This window comes from Shinella sp. WSD5-1, assembly GCF_963942435.1.
Classification (GTDB): Bacteria; Pseudomonadota; Alphaproteobacteria; order Rhizobiales; family Rhizobiaceae; genus Shinella; species Shinella yambaruensis.
In genome coordinates this window covers 90,133-111,366 of sequence record NZ_OZ012598.1, presented here as the reverse complement: position 1 = coordinate 111,366, position 21,234 = coordinate 90,133, and the positions used below count along the sequence as shown (strand labels likewise).

Annotated in this window: 21 protein-coding genes; 15 read left to right on the top strand and 6 right to left on the bottom strand. The window is 66.8% G+C overall.

Features of this window, described 5'->3' with window-relative positions:
- Positions 1 to 4: 4 nt before the first annotated feature.
- The 4 genes from AABQ55_RS27325 (at position 5) to AABQ55_RS27310 (ending at position 4,011) form a co-directional block, all read left to right on the top strand.
- A complete protein-coding gene (locus AABQ55_RS27325; protein ID WP_272808358.1) occupies positions 5 to 1,501 on the top strand; it encodes an ABC transporter substrate-binding protein in 1,497 nt (498 codons plus the stop codon).
- Between the two features lie 9 nt (positions 1,502 to 1,510).
- Positions 1,511 to 2,425 carry an ABC transporter permease gene (locus AABQ55_RS27320; RefSeq protein WP_272808359.1) on the top strand — a complete coding sequence of 305 codons (915 nt, stop codon included), beginning with the start codon at positions 1,511 to 1,513 and terminating at the stop codon, positions 2,423 to 2,425.
- On the top strand, positions 2,425 to 3,186 hold the full coding sequence (locus AABQ55_RS27315) for an ABC transporter permease (RefSeq protein ID WP_244770193.1): 762 nt from the start codon (positions 2,425 to 2,427) through the stop codon (positions 3,184 to 3,186). Before AABQ55_RS27320 ends, AABQ55_RS27315 begins: the two co-directional genes overlap by 1 nt.
- A gap of 126 nt (positions 3,187 to 3,312) precedes the next feature.
- Positions 3,313 to 4,011: a class I SAM-dependent methyltransferase gene (locus AABQ55_RS27310; protein WP_272808360.1), complete on the top strand. Its 699-nt coding sequence runs from the start codon at positions 3,313 to 3,315 to the stop codon at positions 4,009 to 4,011.
- On the opposite strand, the gene AABQ55_RS27305 is transcribed toward AABQ55_RS27310, so the two are convergent.
- From AABQ55_RS27305 to AABQ55_RS27290, 4 genes are read right to left on the bottom strand one after another with little or no spacing between them, the layout of a single operon-like run.
- Positions 3,983 to 4,780 carry an ABC transporter ATP-binding protein gene (locus tag AABQ55_RS27305; RefSeq protein ID WP_272808361.1) on the bottom strand — a complete coding sequence of 266 codons (798 nt, stop codon included), beginning with the start codon at positions 4,778 to 4,780 and terminating at the stop codon, positions 3,983 to 3,985. The two genes, AABQ55_RS27310 and AABQ55_RS27305, sit on opposite strands and share 29 nt — an antisense overlap.
- A gap of 8 nt (positions 4,781 to 4,788) precedes the next feature.
- Positions 4,789 to 5,823: a FecCD family ABC transporter permease gene (locus tag AABQ55_RS27300; RefSeq protein ID WP_272808362.1), complete on the bottom strand. Its 1,035-nt coding sequence runs from the start codon at positions 5,821 to 5,823 to the stop codon at positions 4,789 to 4,791.
- A complete protein-coding gene (locus AABQ55_RS27295) occupies positions 5,820 to 6,824 on the bottom strand; it encodes a FecCD family ABC transporter permease (protein ID WP_272808455.1) in 1,005 nt (334 codons plus the stop codon). Before AABQ55_RS27295 ends, AABQ55_RS27300 begins: the two co-directional genes overlap by 4 nt.
- A gap of 19 nt (positions 6,825 to 6,843) precedes the next feature.
- Positions 6,844 to 7,818: an ABC transporter substrate-binding protein gene (locus AABQ55_RS27290; RefSeq protein ID WP_272808363.1), complete on the bottom strand. Its 975-nt coding sequence runs from the start codon at positions 7,816 to 7,818 to the stop codon at positions 6,844 to 6,846.
- A gap of 227 nt (positions 7,819 to 8,045) precedes the next feature.
- Between AABQ55_RS27290 and AABQ55_RS27285 the strand changes: the two genes are divergently transcribed.
- The 11 genes from AABQ55_RS27285 to argE all read left to right on the top strand — a co-directional run bounded on the left by AABQ55_RS27285 (position 8,046) and on the right by argE (position 20,164).
- The gene (locus AABQ55_RS27285; RefSeq protein WP_272808364.1) at positions 8,046 to 8,927 is read left to right on the top strand and encodes a LysR family transcriptional regulator; all 882 of its coding nucleotides are present in this window, start codon (positions 8,046 to 8,048) and stop codon (positions 8,925 to 8,927) included.
- Between the two features lie 118 nt (positions 8,928 to 9,045).
- Positions 9,046 to 10,005, top strand: a complete 960-nt coding sequence (locus AABQ55_RS27280) for a LysR family transcriptional regulator (protein ID WP_244770187.1) — start codon at positions 9,046 to 9,048, stop codon at positions 10,003 to 10,005.
- On the top strand, positions 10,002 to 11,486 hold the full coding sequence (locus AABQ55_RS27275) for an aldehyde dehydrogenase (RefSeq protein WP_272808365.1): 1,485 nt from the start codon (positions 10,002 to 10,004) through the stop codon (positions 11,484 to 11,486). The genes AABQ55_RS27280 and AABQ55_RS27275 overlap by 4 nt, the downstream gene beginning before the upstream one ends.
- A gap of 299 nt (positions 11,487 to 11,785) precedes the next feature.
- Positions 11,786 to 13,867, top strand: a complete 2,082-nt coding sequence (locus AABQ55_RS27270) for an oxidoreductase (protein WP_272808366.1) — start codon at positions 11,786 to 11,788, stop codon at positions 13,865 to 13,867.
- A 10-nt stretch (positions 13,868 to 13,877) separates the two neighbouring features.
- Positions 13,878 to 14,969 (top strand): ABC transporter ATP-binding protein, encoded by a 1,092-nt coding sequence (locus tag AABQ55_RS27265; RefSeq protein WP_272808367.1) that lies wholly within the window; start codon positions 13,878 to 13,880, stop codon positions 14,967 to 14,969.
- The gene (locus tag AABQ55_RS27260) at positions 14,966 to 15,898 is read left to right on the top strand and encodes an ABC transporter permease (RefSeq protein WP_272808368.1); all 933 of its coding nucleotides are present in this window, start codon (positions 14,966 to 14,968) and stop codon (positions 15,896 to 15,898) included. The genes AABQ55_RS27265 and AABQ55_RS27260 overlap by 4 nt, the downstream gene beginning before the upstream one ends.
- Entirely contained in the window at positions 15,898 to 16,704 is an 807-nt protein-coding gene (locus AABQ55_RS27255) for an ABC transporter permease (RefSeq protein WP_272808369.1), read from the top strand. The genes AABQ55_RS27260 and AABQ55_RS27255 overlap by 1 nt, the downstream gene beginning before the upstream one ends.
- Before the next feature lie 18 nt (positions 16,705 to 16,722).
- A complete protein-coding gene (locus AABQ55_RS27250; protein WP_272808370.1) occupies positions 16,723 to 17,739 on the top strand; it encodes an extracellular solute-binding protein in 1,017 nt (338 codons plus the stop codon).
- Positions 17,740 to 17,870: 131 nt separating this feature from the next.
- Positions 17,871 to 18,293 (top strand): RidA family protein, encoded by a 423-nt coding sequence (locus AABQ55_RS27245; protein WP_244770181.1) that lies wholly within the window; start codon positions 17,871 to 17,873, stop codon positions 18,291 to 18,293.
- 12 nt (positions 18,294 to 18,305) lie between these two features.
- Positions 18,306 to 18,983 (top strand): DUF1028 domain-containing protein, encoded by a 678-nt coding sequence (locus tag AABQ55_RS27240; protein ID WP_272808371.1) that lies wholly within the window; start codon positions 18,306 to 18,308, stop codon positions 18,981 to 18,983.
- A 14-nt stretch (positions 18,984 to 18,997) separates the two neighbouring features.
- Positions 18,998 to 20,164: an acetylornithine deacetylase gene (gene argE / locus AABQ55_RS27235; protein ID WP_272808372.1), complete on the top strand. Its 1,167-nt coding sequence runs from the start codon at positions 18,998 to 19,000 to the stop codon at positions 20,162 to 20,164.
- Positions 20,165 to 20,170: 6 nt separating this feature from the next.
- On the opposite strand, the gene AABQ55_RS27230 is transcribed toward argE, so the two are convergent.
- Positions 20,171 to 20,515 (bottom strand): DMT family transporter, encoded by a 345-nt coding sequence (locus AABQ55_RS27230; protein ID WP_272808373.1) that lies wholly within the window; start codon positions 20,513 to 20,515, stop codon positions 20,171 to 20,173.
- Complete coding sequence (locus tag AABQ55_RS27225) at positions 20,512 to 21,156, bottom strand: FMN-dependent NADH-azoreductase (protein ID WP_272808374.1); 645 nt, start codon at positions 21,154 to 21,156, stop codon at positions 20,512 to 20,514. The genes AABQ55_RS27230 and AABQ55_RS27225 overlap by 4 nt, the downstream gene beginning before the upstream one ends.
- Positions 21,157 to 21,234: the final 78 nt, after the last annotated feature.

The following is a 21,234-nucleotide window of genomic DNA, read 5'->3' as shown; positions in this document are numbered from 1 at the left end:
GACCATGTCTTCCAAAATCCTTTCGCGCCTTGCTGCGGCCTGGCTCGCCGCGATCGCCATAGGCGGCACAGGCCCGGCATCCGCCGCCGAGCCGCTGCATGTCGGCGCCACCTACATCACGAGCGGGCTGGACCCGGCCAAGGGGTCGAACGGTTGGGCGCTGGTCAGCCACGGCGTCGGCGAAAACCTCTTCACCGTCGACAAGGACGGACGGCTGGTGCCGGCGCTCGCCGAAAAGGCCGAGCGCACGGGCGACCTCACCTGGACCGTCACGCTGAAGCCGGACCGGTCGTTTTCCGATGGCTCGCCGGTGACGGCTGCCGCGCTCGCCGCCGGCTTCGACCACACCTTCGCCACCAACAAGGCCGCGCTCGCGACAGGCGGCAGGCTGACCTTCGAGGCCGCCGACGACCTGACGTTGAAGATCACCACGGAAAAGCCGGTCGCCTTCCTCCAGGCGCTCTTCGCCGAATGGCCGCTGATCGCCTACACGCTCGCCGACGACGGCAGCGCCGTCTTCACCGGCCCTTACCGGATCGCCGACTTCAAGGCCGATACGGCGCTGGCGCTGGAGCCGAACGCGCATTTCTCCGGCGCGCAAACGCGTTCCCCGGTGGAATTCCGCCGGTTCGGCGATGCCCAGAGCATGACGCTGGCGCTGGAATCGGGCGAGCTCGACCTCGCCTTCGGCCTGCCGTCCGAGGTGGTGGGCCGCCTGAAGGCCAATCCGGACCTGACGATCAAGTCCTTCCCGGTCGGCTACCAGTATCTCGCCTTCCTCAACACGGCTCGGCCGGCCCTGGCCGACGTGAAGGTGCGCCAGGCGCTCGACCTTGCCTTCGACCGCAGGGAGCTGGCCGCCGCGATCAACGGCGGGGAACCGGCAACCGGCGCCTACGCCGCCTACTTCCCCTTCGCCGGCAAGGAGCCGCGGCCGACCGATATCACCAAGGCCGAAGCGCTTCTCGACGAGGCGGGCTGGACGAAGGATGCCGCCGGAATCCGCCAGAAGGACGGAGCGCCGCTGCGCCTGCTCGCCATCACCTATCCGCAACGCCCCGATCTCGTGACCATGCTGCCCGTGGTCAAGTCGCAGTTCGCCAAGATCGGCATCGCGCTCGACACGCAGGTGATCGAGAACATCCAGGAAGCGGCATCCACCGGCAATTTCGACATCGCGCTCTGGGCGCAGCACACGGCGCCGAACGGCGATCCCGCCTTCTTCCTCAATTCCATGCTGCGCACGGGCGCCGCGCTGAACTACGCAAAATACGCCTCCGCCGAATTCGACGCGATCCTCGACCGCTTCGCCTCCGAGGGCGACGCCGACCGGCGGGCGGCGATCGCGTTCGACGCCCAGGCGAAGCTCTTCGTCGACGCCCCGGCCTCGTTCCTCGTCTCGCCGGTCTGGTATGTCGGCCTGTCGAAGCGGCTGCAGAACTACGAGCCGTGGGGCTCGGACTACTACGTCCTGCGCGCCGATATCGGCGAGGCGAGATAAGGCGCCAGAATGGGCTTCGTCCGGGCCGGCGTCTTCTCGATGGTGGGGTTGGTGGCGCTTTCCTTCGCCTCCTTCACCCTCATCGCGCTGATGCCGGCCGATCCGGTCGAGATCGCCATCCGGGCCTGGAACCTGCCGGCGACGGAGGAGACCGTCGCCGCGCTTCGGGCGGATTGGGGCCTCGACCGGCCCCTGGTCCAGCGTTACCTGCATTGGCTTGCGGATTTCGTGACGGGCGACTGGGGCCGCTCCTTCCGCACCGGCGAGCCCGTGTTCGCCGAGTTCCGCGCGCGGCTGCCCGTCTCGCTTGTGCTCGGCCTTTCCGGCCTTCTTCTCGCCATCGCCCTTGCGGTTCCCCTCGGTTTCCTCGCCGCCGCGCGACCGGGCGGTTTTGCCGACCGCGGCAGCCGGGCGCTGTCGGTCTTCGTCCAGGCGGTTCCCGGATTCTGGCTCGGGCTCATCCTGCTCTGGGTGATCGGCGTGCAATTTCGCTGGATCCGCCCCTTCGCCAATGACGCCGCCGCCTTCGTGCTGCCGATCCTGCTGATCGCGCTGCATTCGGTCGCGGTCTTCTGCCGGGTCTACCGGCGCGACATGGCTGAAACGGCGCGGCGACCCTATTTCCGCACGGCGCTTGCCAAGGGCCTCTCGCACCGCCAGGCGCTCTGGCGCCATGCCCATCGCGGCGCCTTCTACGCTCTTCTATCCGCAGTGCGTTCGGAGGCCGGCTGGGTGATCGGCTCCACCGCGACGATGGAGATCCTCTTCAACCTGCCCGGTCTCAGCCAGTTTCTGGTGCAGAGCATCGCCGTGCGCGACCAGATGGTGCTGCAAGCCTATGTCATGGTCATCGCGCTCTGGCTGCTGGTCATGAACGCGCTCGTCCACCTCGCCCTCCGCCTTCTCGATCCCCGGCTCGCCTGATGGTCCGCACGTTCGCGCTTACGGCATTGGCCGTCTTTCTCCTCCTCGGCGGTCTCTGGCAGCCGCACGACCCGGACGCGGTGGACATCCTGGCGCGCCATTCCGGCATGACCGCCAGCCATCCGCTGGGCACAGACCATCTCGGCCGCGACCTCCTCTCCCGCATCCTGGCGGGCGGCTGGCGCACGGCCTGCGTCCTGCTTTCGGTCGGCTTCATCGGCTTTACCGCGGGTACGCTGCTCGGCACGGCCGCCGCCGTGCTCGGCGGCTGGCGGGAAAGCGTGCTGCTACGCTGCTGCGAATTCTTCATCACCGTGCCGACCCTGATCATCGCGCTCACCGCCGCCGCGATCTTCGGCCTCACGCCTTTGAGCGCTGGCCTGGCGCTCGGCCTTGCCGGCATCGGTCCCCACGCCCTGTTCGCCCACGCGCTGAGCCGGCGGGTGATCAGCCAGCCGTTCATTCTGGCGGCAAGGGCGCTCGGCGTGCCGCCGGGACGCATGATCGCCCGGCACCTCCTGCCCAACACCCTGCCGCTGATGTTCTCCCATGTCGGCAACCAGGCGGGCCTTGCCGTCGTCGCCTATGCCTCGCTCGCCTTCATCGGCCTCGGTGCCGATCCGTCCAAGCCCGACTGGGGCTCCATGCTCTTCGAATACCGCGTCTTCATCTTCGACCATCCTGCGCTGATGATCTGGCCGGGCATCGCGATCGCGGGCACCGTAGCCGTGCTGAACGCCGTGTTCGACGATCCTGACTAGATCCATACGATGACCGACGAAAAAGCCGGTTATCCACCAGCCATGTCGCAAAACGCGCCTCACGCGTTTGTGCACGGCCGCGTCCCGTAAGAAACTGGTCAAAACAGAATCGCATCGGAGGCGGCCATGAGCCAGGACAGCAAGACCATCACCACCTGGTATGTCGATCCCGACGCGGAAGACCGGATGTCGGATGGCCATGCGCCGATCTGGCGGCACCTCTTCGACCTGATCGTCGAACGGGACCTCCGCGCGAAAAGCGTGCTCGATTTCGGCTGCAACCAGGGGGGCCTGCTGCGACACCTCTATGCGATCCGTCCCTTCCGCAAGGCCCTCGGCATCGATATCGCCGAACAGTCGATCGCCAAGGCCGAGGCCTTCAAGGGCAACATTCCCGTCCAGCATGCCGTGGGCGGAACGCTCGAGGGCTGGGTCGAGGAATTCGATCTCGCGATCAGCCACGAGGTGATCTATCTCATCGAGGACATCGATGCCCATGCCGCCGATATCTTCAAGGCGCTGAAGCCGGGCGGCGTCTACTACGCCGTCACGGGCTGCCACACCGACAACCCGCTCTGGCCGAAGTGGCGCGATCTGGTGGCCAAGCGCACGAACACGGTCGTCCAGGATCGGTCGATCACCGACTATGCCAGGGCCTTTACCCGCGCCGGCTTCGAGGTTTCCGGCCGCAAGCTGGAGTTTGACGGCTTCATCCCCTTCATCGCCGACGGCTGGACGCCCGACTTCGCCGACGCCCTCGACTACTACACGCAAACGAAGATCGTCTTCCGCCTCGTCAAGGCCCCGAGCGGTTCAGCTTCGTAAGCTCGACGTCGAAATGGGGCGGCTTGCCGGGGGCGACCTCGACGAACGTGCCCTTTACCCGGAAGGTCTTTTCGACAAGGCCGCTTTCGGAGAGCGCTTTCGGCGCGCCGTCGAACCGCAGCTCGCCCTTCTCCAGAAGCGAGATGCGGTCGCTGACGGCGATCGCCTGGTTGATGTCGTGGATCGCCATGACGATCGTCACGCCGCGCTCGCGGCTCAGGCGATGGACGAGGTCCAGCACCTCCACCTGGTAGCCGATATCGAGGAAGGATGTCGGTTCGTCCAGGAGCAGGATCGCGGCCTCCTGCGCCAGGGCCGCCGAGATCCAGGCGCGCTGGCGCTCGCCGCCGGAGAGCTCCTGGAGCGTTCGGCCGGCAAGGCCCGTCAGGCCCGTGCTTTCGAGCGCCCATGCGATCGCCTCCTCGTCCTTCCGGCCATAGGACCGGAACAGGCCGACATGGGGAAAGCGGCCCTGGCGCACGAGCTGGGCCACCGTCATCTCGTCCGGGGCGACGGGCTGCTGCGGCAGGAAGGCGAGTTTCTTCGCGATCGCGCGCCGCGACATCGAGGCGACCGATACGCCCTCGATCTCGGCCCGGCCTTCCGACGGGGCGATCAGGCCGGCCAGGGCCTGCAGCGCGGTGCTCTTGCCCGACCCGTTCGGGCCGATGAGGGCGCGGATTTCCCCCTTTTCCATGGAAAGGGAAAAGCCGGACAGCGCCCTTCGGCGACCATAGGAAACCGACAGGTGCGAACAGGTGAGCGGCATTAGCGATCTCACGGAACCTTGCGCAGAAGTGCGAGCATGACGGGAACGCCCATGAGGGCAGTGACGACGCCGATCGGGACCTCCTCCGGCCCGCCGGCCAGCCGGCCGACCAGGTCGCCCAGCGTGACGATGACGGCGCCGAGGACGATGGTGAGCGGAAGGACCAGCGGGAAATGCCGGCCCGCGAGGAACCGCGCCAGATGCGGGACGATCAGGCCGACGAAGACGATCGGCCCGACGGCACCCACGGCGCTGGCCGCGAGTGCGCAGGAGACGAGCAGGACGAGCGAGAACTGCCGTCTATAGGAAAGCCCGAAGGAACGGGCGACGGCCGCATCGAACCGGAGCAGGATGAGCGGCCGATAGATCAGCGGAAGCATGCCAAGCCCCGCGACCGTGAACGGCAGCAGGAAGAGCGCATGATCCCAGGTGCGTGCATAGAGGCTGCCGGAGAGCCATTCGAGAATGATCTCGATGCGCGCCGAGCCCCACCCCGCGATGAGCCCGATGGCGATGGCGTGCAGCACCGCGCCGATGGCGATGCCGCAGAGCGTGATCCGCAGCGGGCTGAGGTCGAGGCGGAAGGCGAGCAGGTAGATGATGCCGCCCGCGGCCATGCCGCCGATCATGCCGGCGGGCGGGAGCCATGCGATCGGCAGTTCGTTCACGGAATAGGAATCCGGATTGGCAAGATAGACCGTGAACAGGAGGAACAGCGTCACCGTCAGGGTCGCGCCCTGCGAGACGCCCATCAGCGAGGGATCGGCGAGCGGGTTGCGCGTGATCGTCTGGAGCAGGAGACCCGCCAGGGCGAACTGCATCCCGGCGAGAATGCCCGTCACGATCCGCGGCAGCCGGATGTCGAGGATGATCGACCGGGCTTCCGGCGACCCGGTCCCGGTCAGCGCCGACAGGACGTCCCGGGCGGGGATATCGACGATGCCGAGAAAAACGGCCGCCACGAAGGAGATGAGGACGAGCGCCAGGGCGGCGAACAGGATCCAGCGGCTCGGCTGGCCGATGGCCGGGGCGTTCGCGCTCATGCGCCCTGCCCCTTGAAATCGAGCCGGCCCCGCTGGATGAGATAGACGAAGAGCGGCCCGCCGATGAGTGCGGTGACGATGCCGACCGGCAGTTCCTTGGGAATGGCGATGGTTCGCGCGACGAGGTCCGCCGACGTCACGATCAGCGCGCCGAGCGCGGCGGTAAGGCCGATCTCCCAGACAGTGCCGCACGGTTTCAACAACCGGGCGATATGCGGCGCGGCCAGGCCGACGAAGGCGACAGGCCCGGCGACGGGCGCAACGCCCGCCACGGGGCATATGCCGAGCAGGAGCAGGACCGGTTTCCATAGAGTGAGCTGCACCCCCATCGCCGCGGCGGAATGATCGTCGAGGCAGAACATGGCGAGGACCCGATGGAGGATCAAGGCGCCCGACACCCCGACCAGCACCCATGGCAGCATCTGGATGAGGTTCACCCAGGTCCGGCCCGCAAAGCCCCCCGCCAGCCAGAACAACAGCGCGGTCGACTGCGGACCGGCGAAAAGCAGCACGTAGATCGTGATCGCGCCGAGAAAGAGCGAGACGCTGACGCCGCCGAGCGCGAGATGAAGCGGATGGCCTTTGCCGCCACGCGCCACCCAGAACGTCACCGAGGCAGCCGCAAGACCGCCGGCAAGGCCGACGAACGGATAGTAGAGCCCGGAAACAGAGGGCAGGAAGACGAAGCAGGTGACGATCGGCGCGATCGCCCCGGCGGTGACGCCGGTGATGCCGGGATCGGCAAGCGGGTTGCGGGTGAGCGACTGGAGGAGATAGCCGGACACGGCAAGCCCCGCCCCCGCCGTCGCGGCGGCAAGGCTGCGCGGCAGCCGGAGGGTCCAGACGAGGATCGATTCGATCTTGCCATCCGGACTGAAGAGCGCCCGCAGGACGGCGTCGAAGGAGAGCGTTCTTGCGCCGGGCATCAGCCCGGCCGCGATGACGAGAAGGGTCGCGACGACGATGAGGCCGATGGCTATCGAGGATTTCCGTGCGTCCATCGTCGTCGCGGCCAACCGCTTACTTCTGGAGTTCCGCCGGGATGATCTTGGCCGCTTCCGCCTTCACGTCGACCTTGGGGAAGATATCGGGATAGAGGTAGTGGGCCGCCTCGCGCAGCACGATCTCGCGGGCGATCGGGCCGTTGGTCTCGACCCATTGGTCGCCGACATAGAAGACCCGGTTGTTCTTGACCGCCGTGAGTTCCTTCCAGATCGGGTTGCTCTCGTGCGGGCGATCCGGACCGTAGTCATAGATGAAGAGCACTTCCGGATCCTTCTCGAGCATGGTTTCGAGGCTGAGATCGATGCCGAACTCGCCGCCCGGCGTCATGGCGCCGGCGATGTTCTCGCCGCCGATGGCGTTCACGATCGAGGCGGAGGTGTTCTCGTCATGGAAGGCGAACGGCACCTCGCCGCCCCACATGATGGCGTAGCGGGGATGCGTGTCCTTCGGCGCCTTGGCCGCGACCTCGGCAAGATGCGCGCGAAACTCCCTGTTCAGCTCGACGCCGCGCTCGGGCTTGCCGAGGATCTTGGCCAGCGCCTCGATTTCCTTGTCGCTGCCGTCGAGCAGCTCCATGTTCCAGGCGACATAGGGCGCGATCTTTTCGAGCTGCGGCGCGTTGCCGACGGTGTAGCGGCGGATCGCGACGATGAGGTCCGGCTTCGCTTCGGAGAGAAGCTCGAGGTTCGGCTTGGCGCGCTGGCCGATCTGCGTCATGTCGCCGGTGAGGCCGAGCAGGAATTCCGGCGGGCGGTCGGCCACCATGTAGGTGCTGGCCACCGGCTTGATGCCGAGCGCGAGCGCCACGTCGTCGGCGAAGAACGAGATCGACGCGATGCGTTTGGGATGGGCGGGAACCTCGACTTCGACACCGCGATCGTCGATCACCTTCTGCGTGGCATCCTGGGCAAGACCGGGACCCGAGAGCGCGACGAGGCAGGCGGCGAACAGCACGGCACGGCTGCGCGGCAAGACAAAACTGGACAACATGGTTCTCTCCCTGAGATGTGGTCAGCGATGACAGTGGCGCGCTGCAGGCGGGGCTTGCCGTTGCGCGGAATGCACGCCGCCGCGCGGCATGAAGCCCGGCGTGCTCAGGTCGCACCGATTTCGCCTGTCGGTCTTCACGTCGGGCTTCCCGGATAATTCTTGTCGCGTCGACACAATGTGGATAGATACGGTCAACTTATTTGCAAGCGAAAGATTCTCACGCCGGCATGAGAAATCCTCAATCCACGCGCGCCAAACTGCCGCCGCTGGCAACGCTCCCCGCCTTCTCTATCGCGGCGCGCACGGGCAGCCTCACGCTGGCGGCGCGCGAACTGCACCTGACGCCGGGCGCGATCAGCCGGCAGATCAAGTCGCTGGAGGAGGCGCTGGGCGTCCAGCTCTTCCATCGCGGGCACAACACGATCTCGCTGACCGATGCGGGCCGGCAGTACCTGACCCATGTGAATGCCGCCCTCGCCACGATCGACAACGGCACGCGCGCCCTGCTGCCGGATCGCGTGCGCCTGGTGATCCAGGCGCCCATCACGCTGGCGCGGCGCTGGCTGATCCCGCGGCTCGGGGCCTACCTGCAGGAAAATCCCAATGTCGACCTCAACATCCAGTCGCTCGCGCTCGGCGCCAGCGACGTTCCCGACGTCACGGTGACCTACAGGCGCGGGGCGGACGAAGCCCGCTTCGCCTCCGCCTTCCTGCTCGACCGGACGGTCGCCGTCTGCTCGCCGCTGCTGATCGGCGGCACGGCGAAGACGATGACGCCTAGCGCCTTGCTCGATCTGCCGATCCTGCTCGACACGGCGGATGCGTGGTCATGGCGGCGCTGGTGCGCGGCGGCGGATATCGCGTTCCAGCCGCGCGGCGGCAGCATCACCTTCGACACCGACGAAGCGTCGATCGACGCCTGCATGACCGGCCTCGGCATCGGCCAGGCAAGCCCCTCGCTGATCGAGCGGGAGCTGCGCGAGGGCCAGCTCATCCTGCTGTGCCCGAACATCAACCCGATCGTCGGGGCCTACGAGATGGCCGGATCCACGCCGACCGGCCTTGCGGCCGGGTTCAATCAGTGGCTTCTCACCTGGCGAGAATCCTGACCGGGGCGGGCCGCGATTTAGCCGCTCCGCCCCGGCCTATCCCCAGCCTCGCACCGAAACAACCCTTTCCCTGCGCGCCGATCTGCTCCTTAATTGACAGACAACAAGGACACCGGACATGGTCTTGCGCTTCACCCTCCGCCAGCTGGAATATCTCGTCGCCGTCGGCGAGTACGGCTCCGTCACTGAAGCCGCGGAACGGGTGAACGTCTCCGCGCCCTCGGTTTCCGCAGCGATATCGCAGCTCGAGCGGGAATTCGGCATCACGCTCTTCGTGCGCCGCCATGCGCACGGGCTGTCGCTGACGCAGGCCGGCCGGAGCTTCGTCGAGCAGGCCCGGCATGTCCTCGGCGAGGCCGCCAAGTTCAACGCGCTGTCCAACGAATTGACCGGACAGGTGCGCGGACCGCTGCATGTCGCCTGTCTCGTCACCTTCGCGCAGGCCGTCATTCCAGCACTGCGCCGCGCCTTTTCCGATGCCTATCCCGATGTCGATTTCTTCCAGTACGAGCGCGACCATGCCCGCATCCTGGAAGGCCTGCGCATGGCGCGCTTCGACATCGCGCTCAGCTACGATCTCGACATCCCGGCCGACATGGAGTTCCACGAGCTCGCCGTGCTGCCGCCCTATGCGGTGCTCCACGAGGACCATCCGCTGGCCGGGCGTCCCGAGGTGACGGTGGAGGAGCTTGCCGCCCACCCGATGATCCTGCTCGACCTGCCCTATTCCTCGGCCTATTTCCTCTCGCTCTTCCGCGAGGCCGGCCTTGCGCCGCATATCGTCGAGCGCACCCGCGACATGTCCGTCATGCGGGCGATGGTCGCCAACCGCTTCGGCTATTCGATCGCCAACATCCGGCCGGTCTCCACCTATGCGCTGGATGGCGGCAGGTTGAATTTCGTCTCGCTTGCCGGCAACCTGCGCCCCATGCGCATGGGCATCATCGCCATGCGCGGCGCAAGCCCGGCGCTCACCGTCCGGCGTTTCATCGATTTCTGCAGCGAGAGGATCCGCGGCATGGGCATGGACCTGCCGGTTTGCGCCGACGATACCCAGGAGGAGAAAGGCACTTCATGACCACCACGACATCCGACTGGCGCACGCGCGCCGCGAGCCTCACATTGCGAAACCGCCTCTATATCGACGGCGGCTTTCGCGAGGCGGCCAAGGGCGGGCGGTTCGAAACCGTGAACCCCGCCAACGGGCAGGTCCTCACCGCCGTCGCCCGCGGCACGGCCGAGGATATCGATGCCGCCGTCGCCGCCGCCCGCCGTGCCTTCAACGATGGCCGCTGGTCCGGCAAGTCGCCGGCAGAACGCAAGGAGGTGCTGCTGCGCCTCGCCGCGCTCATCCGACAGAACGTGCCGGAACTCGCTTTGCTCGATACGCTCGACATGGGCAAGCCGATCAGCGACAGCTCCACCATCGACGCGCCCGGCGCGGCGCATTTCTTCCAGTGGCACGCCGAGGCGATCGACAAGCTCTATGACGAGATCGCGCCCACCGGCCAGGGCGATCTCGCGCTGATCCGCCGCGTGCCGCTCGGCGTCATCGGTGCGGTCGTGCCGTGGAACTTCCCGCTGGACATGGCGACCTGGAAGCTCGCCCCGGCGCTCGCCACCGGAAATTCCGTCGTACTGAAGCCGGCCGAACAATCGCCGCTCTCCGCCCTGATGCTGGCCGAGCTTGCCTCCGAGGCCGGCCTGCCGGACGGCGTGCTCAACGTCGTGCCCGGCCTCGGCGAGGATGCCGGCCGCGCCCTCGGCCTGCATGCGGATGTCGACGCGCTGGTCTTCACCGGCTCGACCAAGGTCGGCAAGCTCTTCATGACCTATGCCGGGGAAAGCAACATGAAGCAGGTCTGGCCGGAGACCGGCGGCAAGTCGCCGAACCTCGTCTTCGCCGACGCCGATCTCGACAAGGCGGCCGAGATGGCGGCCTTCGGCATCCTGTTCAATTCCGGCGAGGTCTGCTCCGCCAATTCCCGCCTGCTGGGCCACCGCTCCGTGCAGGAAGAGTTCACGCAGAAACTGATCGCCGCCACCGCCGCTTGGCCACTCGGCGACCCGCTGAATCCCGCCACCCGCATGGGGCCGCTGGTCGAGAAGAGCCATGCCGACCGTGTGGCAGGCTATATCGACATCGGCCGCAAGGAAGGCCGCCTTGCCCATGGCGGCGAACGCGAGACGCGCGACGGCTCGGACTGCTACATCCAGCCGACGATCTTCAACGAGGTGCCGCCGGATGCCCGCATCGCGCGGGAGGAGATTTTCGGTCCCGTGCTCGCCATCACGCCCTTCGACAGCGACGAGGAGGCCCTGCGCATCGCCAATGACAGCGAATACGGCCTTGCCGCCTCCGTCTGGACGCGCGACCTTTCCCGCGCGCTCTCGGTTTCCGACAGGCTGCAAGCCGGGACGGTCTCGGTCAACACCGTCGACGCGCTCTCGGCCATGACGCCCTTCGGCGGCATGAAGCAGTCCGGTTTCGGCCGCGACCTCTCCATTCACAGCTTCGACAAGTACTGCGCGCTCAAAACCGTGTGGGTGAAATACTAGGCATCTGCCCGCGCCAGCGGCGCGGGCACGCCCAAGCCTTGAGCACGAGCGGCACCGGCTCCCGAAAGCGTCCCGATACGCGATCGGGAGCCAGTGATCGGCTTCACACAAGAAATTGAAAACAAAAGAAGATTTTTTATCCGCCTTGGCGCGGCGGCGCTTTCGCGCAAAAATTGAGAACATAGCTAAAGAACACGCGCGCTCGTGATTAGCCTGAGCCTAATCCCCGTTTCCGGAACGCGTCATTTACCAAAAACCCTTCGCCCCATCCAATAGCCGCGGAAACCCCGGGGACTGCCATGCGCGATGCCAAATACGATATCCTGTTCGAACCGCTGGCGATCGGCCCGCATGTCGCCAAGAACCGGTTCTACCAGGTGCCGCATTGCAATGGCGGCGGCTATCGCGACCCATCGGCGGCCGCAGCCATGCGCGGCATCAAGTCGGAGGGCGGCTGGGGCGTCATCTTCACCGAGCAGACCGAGATGCACCACACCTCGGAGATCACGCCCTTCATCGAGCTGCGCCTGTGGGAGGACAAGGACATTCCCGGCCTTCGCCGCATGTCCGACGCGATGAAGGTGCATGGCGCGCTCGCCGGCATCCAGCTCGCCTATTCCGGCATCAACGGCCCGAATTTCTACACCAAGGAAGTGCCGCTCGCCCCCTCCGCCCTGCCGATCCGCACCTTCACCAACGACCCGGTGCAGGCCCGTGCACTCGACCGCACCGACATAACGAATCTGCGCCGCTGGTTCGTCAACGCGGCCAAGCGCTCGAAGGTCGCCGGCTTCGACCTGATCTGTCTTTACGGCGCGCACGGCTTCGGCATCTTCCAGCACTTCCTGTCGCGCGCCACCAACCAGCGCACCGACGACTATGGCGGGAGCCTGGAAAACCGCTCGCGCTTCGCCCGCGAAGTGGTGGCCGACATCCGTGACGCCGTCGGCGACACCACGGCGATCACCATGCGCGTCAGCCTGGACGAGACCATCGGCGAGCTCGGCTTCTCCAATGCGGAGGTGCGCGAATTCGTCGAGATGAACACCGACCTGCCGGACCTCTGGGACCTGGCGCACGGCGCCTGGGAAGACTGTTCCGGCCCCTCCCGCTTCAAGGAGGAGGGGGCGCAGGAGATCCTGGTGAAGGGCATCCGGGAACTTTCGTCGAAACCCGTCGTCGGCGTCGGCCGCTTCACCTCGCCGGATGTGATGGCGCGCATGATCCGCCAGGGCGTGCTGGATTTCATCGGCTGCGCCCGTCCCTCCATCGCCGATCCCTTCCTGCCGAAAAAGATCGAGGAAGGTCGCATCGAGGATATCCGCGAATGCATCGGCTGCAACATGTGCATCACCGGCGACATGACCATGTCGATCAGCCGCTGCACCCAGAACCCGACCTTCATGGAGGAATGGCGCAAGGGCTGGCACCCCGAACGCATGAACGAGAAGGGCGAGAGCCAGACCGTGCTCGTCGTCGGCGCAGGCCCCGCCGGCCTCGAAGCCACCCGGGCGCTCGCGCTGCGCGGCTACGACGTGACGCTCGCCGAAGCCACCACCACGCTCGGCGGCCGTGTCGCCCGCGAACGGCTGCTGCCCGGCCTTTCCGCCTGGGGCCGCGTCGTCGATTACCGCCAATACCAGATTTCCCAGCGCACCAACGTCGAGACCTATTTCGACAGCCGCCTGACCGCCGAGGACGTGCTCGGCTTCGGCTTCGAGCATGTCGCCATCGCCACCGGTTCGCACTGGCGCCGCGACGGCGTTGCCAGACAGCATGTCGTGCCCATGCCGATCGATCCGGCAATGCCCCTCTGGACGCCCGACGACATCATGGCGAAGACGCATCCCGAAAGCCTCGCCGGCAAGACAGTCGTGGTCTATGACGACGACCACTACTATATGGGCGGCGTGATGGCCGAGGTGATGGCGAAGGCGGGTGCGGCAGTCATCCTCGTTACGCCCTCGGCCTATGTCTCCGACTGGACGCGCAACACGCTGGAACAGGGCGCGATTCATGTGCGCCTCGACGATCTCGGCGTCGATATCCGCCTCAACCGCGGCGTCACCGCCATCCGCGCCGGCGAGGTCGAGACCAGCTGTACCTATACCGGCCGCCGCAGGCCCATTGCGTGCGACGCCGTCGTCATGGTCGCCTCGCGCCTTTCCGAGGACGCGCTCTACAACGATCTCCTTGCCCGGCAGGCGGATTGGGCCGATGCCGGCATCAGAACGGTCAAGATCATCGGCGATGCGAGCGCACCCGCGCCGATCGCCTGGGCGACCTATGCCGGCCACCGCTATGCGCGGGAACTGGACACGCCCGATATCGGCGACGCCCTGCCTTTCCGCCGCGAAGTCACCCAGCTCGAACCGGCTTGAGGAACACGGCATGATCAAGCCCCATCCCACTGGAGCCCAAAAGGCCATCGAAGTGAAATCGGTCTCCAAGAGCTTCGGGACCTATCAGGCGTTGAAGTCCGTCAGCTTCGACATCGGCAGCAACGAGTTCTTCACGATGCTCGGCCCGTCCGGCTGCGGCAAGACCACGCTCCTGCGCATGCTCGCCGGTTTCGAAAGCCCGGACACCGGCTCGATCCTCCTCACCGGCCAGGAGGTCGTCGCGATCCCGCCGCACCGGCGCCGCGTCAACACGGTGTTCCAGAGCTACGCGCTCTTCCCGCATATGACGCTGGAGCAGAATGTCGCCTACGGCCTGGAGAACCTCGGCTGGGAGAAGGGACGCATCAGGACCCGCGTCGGCGAGATGCTGGAGCGCGTGCACATGGCGCCGATGGCGAAGCGCAGGCCCGCCCAGCTTTCGGGCGGCCAGCGCCAGCGCGTCGCGCTCGCCCGGGCGCTCGCCCCCGAACCGGAAGTGCTGCTGCTCGACGAACCGCTCTCCGCCCTCGACCTGAAATTGCGCCAGGCGATGCGGGACGAGCTGCGCACCCTGCAGCGCGATACCGGCATCACCTTCGTCTTCGTCACGCATGACCAGGAAGAGGCGCTCGACATGTCCGACCGCATCGCCGTGCTGGGCGGCGGCGAGGTGCAGCAGATCGGCACGCCGACGGAAATCTACGAGGAGCCGGTCAACCGGTTCGTCGCAGATTTCGTCGGCGAAACCAACTTCCTGGATGTGGAGGTCGTGGAAACCGCGCCCGGACAGGCGACCGTGCGCACGCCGTTCGGCGTCGCCCTCACCGTGCCGGCGACCGGCACTGCCAGCCGCGGGCGTGCGACCCTTTCGGTTCGTCCGGAAAAGATCAATCTCGGCGACCAGGCCCAGGGCACCGTCTTCGAGGGGCGCATCATCAACAAGAACTACATGGGCGGCTACACGCATTACACGCTCGATGTCGCGGGAACGGAGCTGCGCGCCTCGCGCCGCAACGCCTCGCGCGAGGGCGACGCGATCCCGCTCGGGGCGACCGTCCCGGTAGGCTTCGTCGCGGGTTCGGCGCGGGTGCTGGCCGCATGACGGAGAGCGCCCTCCACGCCGCCGCCGGCGGAACGGACCGCTCGCCCCGCGCCCGTTTCTGGCGCGACCTCTCCTTCTGGGGCCTCCTGCCGTCCTGGCTGCTGATGGGCCTGGCGCTGATCCTGCCGATCGCCATCATCGCCGCCGTCTCGCTCGCCACACGCGGCGCACATGGCGGCTTCACCTGGGATTTCAACCTCGCGGGCTACCGCCAGATCCTCTTCAACGAAGGCTGGACGGGGGAGCTGGAATTCACCCCGCAATATCTCCTGATCGTCGCCCGCACCTTCGCGCTCGCCGGCGCGACGACGCTGATCTGCCTCATCTTCGCCGTTCCGGTCGCCTATTTCATCTCCCGCCAGCCGCCGGGCCGCAAGGCAGCGCTCGTCTATCTCGTGACGCTGCCCTTCTGGGTCTCGATGATCCTGCGCGTCTATGCCTGGATGATCATCCTCGGCAAGGACGGCACGCTGCCGCGCTTCCTCGAGACTTTGGGCCTGCCCGCAGGCATGAGCTTCATGTTCAACGACGGCGCGACGCTGACGGCCATGGTCTACACCGCCATGCCGCTGATGGTCCTGCCGGTCTTCGCCTCGATCGAGAAGCTGGACGGGACGCTGATCGAGGCCTCGCACGATCTCTACGGCAACCGCTGGGTGACGCTGCGCCGGGTGATCCTGCCGCTGACGGCTCCCGGTCTCGTGGCCGGCGCCATCCTCGTCTTCGTGCCCGCGCTCGGCGCGGTGCTGGAACCCTCGCTGATGGGCGGCGGCAAGCAGATGATGATGGGCACGCTGATCCAGCTGCAGTTCGGCGGCGGGCGCAACTGGCCCTTCGGCGCGGCGATCGCCATGACGCTGATGGCGCTCGTCCTCGTCTTCCTCCTCGTCATGGCGCTGCGCGCCGCCCGCCGGGAGGACGTCCGGTGATGAAGGGCCACGACGTCAAGCACTATCCCGGCCTCGGCCCCCTCGCCGTCTTCTTCTTCATCTATCTCTATGCGCCGCTGGCGGTGATCATCGCCTATTCGTTCAACGCCAACCGGGTTGCCGGCGTCTGGACGGGGTTTTCGACGCACTGGTACGCCTCCGCGCTCAACAACAGGGCGCTGATGAACGCGCTCGAAACCTCGCTGACCGTTGCGGCCGTCGCGACGGTCGTCTCCACGCTCATCGCGCTTTCCGCCGCGCTCGCCATCATCCGCGGCAAGAACGTGCGCTACCGCAAGCTCTGCGAAACGATCGTCAACCTGCCGCTGCTGCTGCCGGAGATCGTGCTGGCCGTCGCGACGCTGATCCTTTTCTCGCTCGTCAACGTACAGAACGGCATGCTGCGGCTGGTCATCGCCCATTCCGCCTTTTGCACGCCCTTCGCCTTCCTGCCGATCCGCGCCCGCCTGCAGGGCATGTCGCTCGACCTGGAGGAGGCGAGCGCCGACCTCTATGCCGACCGCTGGACGACCTTCCGCCGGGTGACGCTGCCGCTGATCTTCCCGGGCGTCTTCTCCGGCGCGATGCTCGCCTTCCTGATCTCGATGGACGACTTCATCACCTCCAACATGCTGTCGACGGGCGGTTCGACGACCCTGCCCGTCTACATCTTCTCGCTGATCCGCGCCGGCACCTCGCCGGAACTGAACGCCATAGCGACGCTGCTGATCCTGGCCTCGCTCATCCTTGCCACCGTCGCGCTTCTCGTTGCGGCGCGCGGCGCCCGTGAAAATGCCGAACCATAACGAAGAGAGGAACAGACAATGAAACGATACCTCGCAGCGACCGCCCTTGCCCTATGCCTTGCCACCGCCGCGCGGGCGGAGGGCGAGCTGAACATCTACGCCTGGGCCGAGTCGATATCCCCCGCCCTCATCGAAAAGTTCTCCAAGGAGAACGACGTCAAGGTCAATGTCGACAGCTTCACCTCCAACGAGGACCTGCTGACCAAGCTGCAGGCCGGCTCCTCCGGCTACGACATCGCCACGCCCTCCCAGCACTTCCTGCGCGTGATGATCGACGAGGGGCTGATCGAGAATTTCGGGGCCAGCAAGCTGCAGGCCTACCAGAACATCGAGGAGCGCTGGCGCAATCAATGGTGGGACGAGATGCAGGATTTCTCGATCCCGCTCGCCTATGGCACCGCCGGCTTCGTCGTGAACACCGAGGAATACAAGGGCCCGACCGACAGCTTCAAGTATTTCTTCGAGCCGGAAGGCGAGCTCAAGGGCAAGATCGCCATGCTCTCCTATCCCGACGAGGTGATCGGCGCCGCCCAGCTCTATCTCGGCGTGCCCTTCTGCTCGGAGGACCAGGCGGAGATGAAGAAGGTGCTGGACCTCCTGATGGCGCAAAAGCCCTCCGTCGCGGTCTATTCCTCCGACAATATCGCAAGCCGGCTCGCCTCGGGCGAGGTCTCCGCCCATTTCTGGTGGGACGGCGATTCCCTCAAGGCCCGCGTCGCCGGCTCGCCGGTCAGCCTCGCCATGACCAAGGAAGGCCTTGTCGGCTGGATGGACAGCCTGGCAATCCCGAAGGGCGCGCCGAACCGGGACAATGCGGTCAAGTTCATCGAGTTCATCTCGACGGTGGAGAACGCCACCGAGCAGATGAACTTCTACGCCCATTCCTCGCCGATGAAGGTCATGCAGGAGAAGGTCGTCTACACCAAGGACAAGGCGCCGGAACTCTATCCGGACGTGCCGATCACCTTCTCGCGCACCTGCTCGGCCGCCGCGCAGGATCTGGTGACGCGCGTCTGGACCCAGCTGCTGCAATAATCCCGCATAAGCACCGCGGGCGGCAGGCCGGTCCCGGCATAGCTTTTTCCGAAGCGGGGGATCGGCAAAAACGACTTACCCCGCCCGCGGCGCACCGATACGTTCAGGGCTCGGCCATCAAGGAGACAAGCATGCCCGTGCACACCCGCATCCGCCCCTTCAACACCAAGGACACCTATCCCGAGCAGAAGCTGGACAACGACCTCTGCCAGGCGGTTGTGGCGCGCGGCACCACGGTCTTCGTGCGCGGACAGATCGCGCAGGACCTAGACACGCGCGAAAGCCTGCACATCGGCGATGCCGCCGCGCAGGCCCGCAAGGCGATGGAAAACATCAAGATGCTGCTGGAAGAGGCGGGCTCCGACCTCAGCCATGTCTGCCGCGTCGTCGTCTATCTCATCGACATCCGCTACCGCGAGGCCGTCTATCGGGAGATGGGCAAGTATCTGAAAGGCGTCTTCCCCGTCTCGACGGGCCTCGTCGTCACGGCGCTCGCCCGGCCCGAATGGCTGGTCGAGATCGAGGCCACCGCCGTCATTCCCGACCAGGCCTGACGGGAGGGCGGCATGACCTTTTCCGTTTCCGGCCGCTGCGCCGATACCGGCATGTTCGGCATCGCCGTCTCCTCCTCCTCGCCGAGCGTCGCGGCGCGCTGCGCCCATGTGCGCGCGGGCATCGGTGCGGTCTCGACGCAGAACGTCACCGACCCGCGCCTCGGCCCGAAAGGGCTCGACCTGATGGCGGGCGGCCTTTCGGCGGAAGCCACGCTTGCGCGGCTGGTGGCGGAGGCCCCCCATGTCGAATACCGCCAGCTGGCGCTCGTCGACGCCGAGGGGCGTACGGCCGCCTTTTCCGGCGCCAAGACCCTCGGCACCCATGCCTTCGCCCGGGGCAACGGCGTCGTTGCCGCCGGCAACATGCTGACGACGACGGCCATTCCGCAGGCGATGGTCGAGGCCTTCGAGGCCGCGGAGGGCCGGCACCTCGGCGACCGGCTGATTGCCGCCATGCGGGCGGCGGTCGCCGCCGGCGGCGAGGAAGGGCCGGTCCATTCGATGGGCCTGGTGATGGTCGACAAGGTCTCCTGGAACGTCGCGGATCTCCGCGTCGACTGGACCGAGGGCGATCCGATCGAGGAATGCGCCGCGCTGTGGCAACGCTGGCGCACGGAAATGGACGCCTATGTCACGCGCGCGCTGGACCCCACCCGGGCGCCGAGCTACGGCGTGCCGGGCGACCTGTGAACGGCGGCAGGCGCATGATCCCCGCGACCCCGGATATCCTCGCCCGCCTCGTTGCCGAACCGACGGTGTCGCGGACATCCAACCTGGCGCTGCTCGATTATGTCGAAGGCCTGCTGCGCCCGGCCGGCGCGCGGATCGAGCGCTTTTCGCATCCGGATGGCAGCCGGGCCAATCTCTGGGCGACCATCGGTTCCGAGGGGCCTGGCGGCGTGGTGCTGTCGGGCCATACCGACGTCGTGCCGGCCGAAGGACAGGACTGGAGCACCGATCCGTTCCGGCTGGCCGAGCGGGACGGGCGGCTCTACGGCCGCGGCACGGCGGACATGAAGGGTTTCGTGGCCGCAGCGCTTCACGCCGCGCTTTTCGCCGCGACCCGCCCCCTGAAAGCGCCGCTGCACCTCGCCCTCTCCTACGACGAGGAGATCGGCTGTCTCGGCGTGCGCGGCATGATCGAGGCGCTGGTGAAGCGGCCGGCAGGGCCGGCGCTCTGCATCGTCGGCGAGCCGACGGGCCTGCGCATCGCCAGCGGCCACAAGGGCAAGCTGGCACTCAAGGCCTGCTGCCGCGGCGAGGCCGGCCATTCGGCACTTGCACCCAAGGCGCTGAATGCGCTGCATCTCGGCGCGGCCTTCATCACCACCCTCCAGGCGCGGCAGGACATGCTGGCTGCGCGGGGCGCGCGCGACCCGGACTACGACATCCCCTATTCCACCATCCATGCCGGCCTGATGCACGGCGGCACCGCGCTCAACGTGGTGCCCAGCCTGTGCGAGATCGACTTCGAGATCCGCAACATTGCCGGCGACGATCCGGGGCGCATCCTCGCCGATATCCGCGGCGATGCCGAGGCCATCGTCGCGCCGCATCGCGGCCGGTTTCCGATGGCCTGCATCGAGATCGAGCCGGTTTCCGGCTATCCCGGCCTCGACACGCCCTCCGACGCGCCCGCGATACGGCTGCTGCGCCGGATCCTCGCGACGGACGAGCCGACCGTGAAGGTAGCCTTCGGCACGGAAGGCGGCCTCTTCCATCAGGACCTCGGCCTTTCCACCGCGGTCTGCGGCCCCGGCTTCATGGAACAGGGTCACAAGGCCGACGAATTCGTCAGCATCGAGCAGCTCGACCGGTGCGACGCGATGCTGGCGCGGCTCGTCGCCGAACTCGAACGCGGCCCGGCCTGACGCCGCTCAGCCGGAGGCCTCCTGCCCCGTGCCGAGATGCAGGCCGACGATCGCGATCACGATGATCGCCACATAAGCGATGCGCTGGGCGCCCAGCGGCTCGCCGAACACGATGGTGCCGACGGCAACGGAGCCGACCGCGCCGATGCCTGTCCAGACCGCGTAGGCCATTCCGAGCGGCAGGACGGACAAGGCCCTGGCGAGCGAGAACACGAAGGCCGCCAGCAGGAGGATGGAGAGAAGGCCCCAACCCCAATGCGTCATGCCGTTCGATTTCTTGGTCGCCAGCGCCCAGAAGACATCCAGCACGCCGGACAGAACCAGGAGCGCCCAACCCGTCGCCGCGCTCATGCGTCCACCCTCGCAAGCCGCTCCGCAAGGGCCGCCAGCTGCGCCTGCGCCTTTTCCGCCGCGGCCAGCACGTCGCCCGGCTTGCCGACGGTGGGGCCGACGGGGACGATGTCCACATCGCGAAAGCCGATGAACTTCAGGGCCTGCCGCAGATACGGCGTGGCAAGATCGGGCCGGCCCCAGGACGGCCCCTCGGAAAAATCGCCGGAGCTTGCGAGGATCGCGACGATGGGGCGCGGCCGCAGAAGCGGCGTATAGCCGGTTTGCGGATCGAAGCGGAAGCTGAGGCCCGGCTGGGTGACGAGGTCGATATAATGCTTCAGCCGATAGGGAATGGAGAGGTTCCACATCGGCGTGGAGAGAAGCACTATCTTTGCCGCATCGAGCCTGCGCACCATATCCTCGATCGCCGCCCAGCTTTCGGCCTCCTGCGGCGTGAAAGGACGGCCGGCGAGGCGCGCATATTTCGCCGCGAGCAGAGGGCCGTCGAAAGCCGGCAGGTCCGCCTTCCAGACATCGATCTCGCGGACCTGAAGCGCGGGATGGTGTTTTTCAAGCGCGGCGATGAACCCCGCCGCCGCCTTGCCGGAATGCGAGAGGTCCGCACGGGGCGAAGCCTTGATGTGCAACAGTTCGGTCATGTCGATCTCCTTTGATCGACATATAGATTTGCAACAGCGCGAATTCTTCTGCATGAATTGCGAAACCAGTTCGCAATG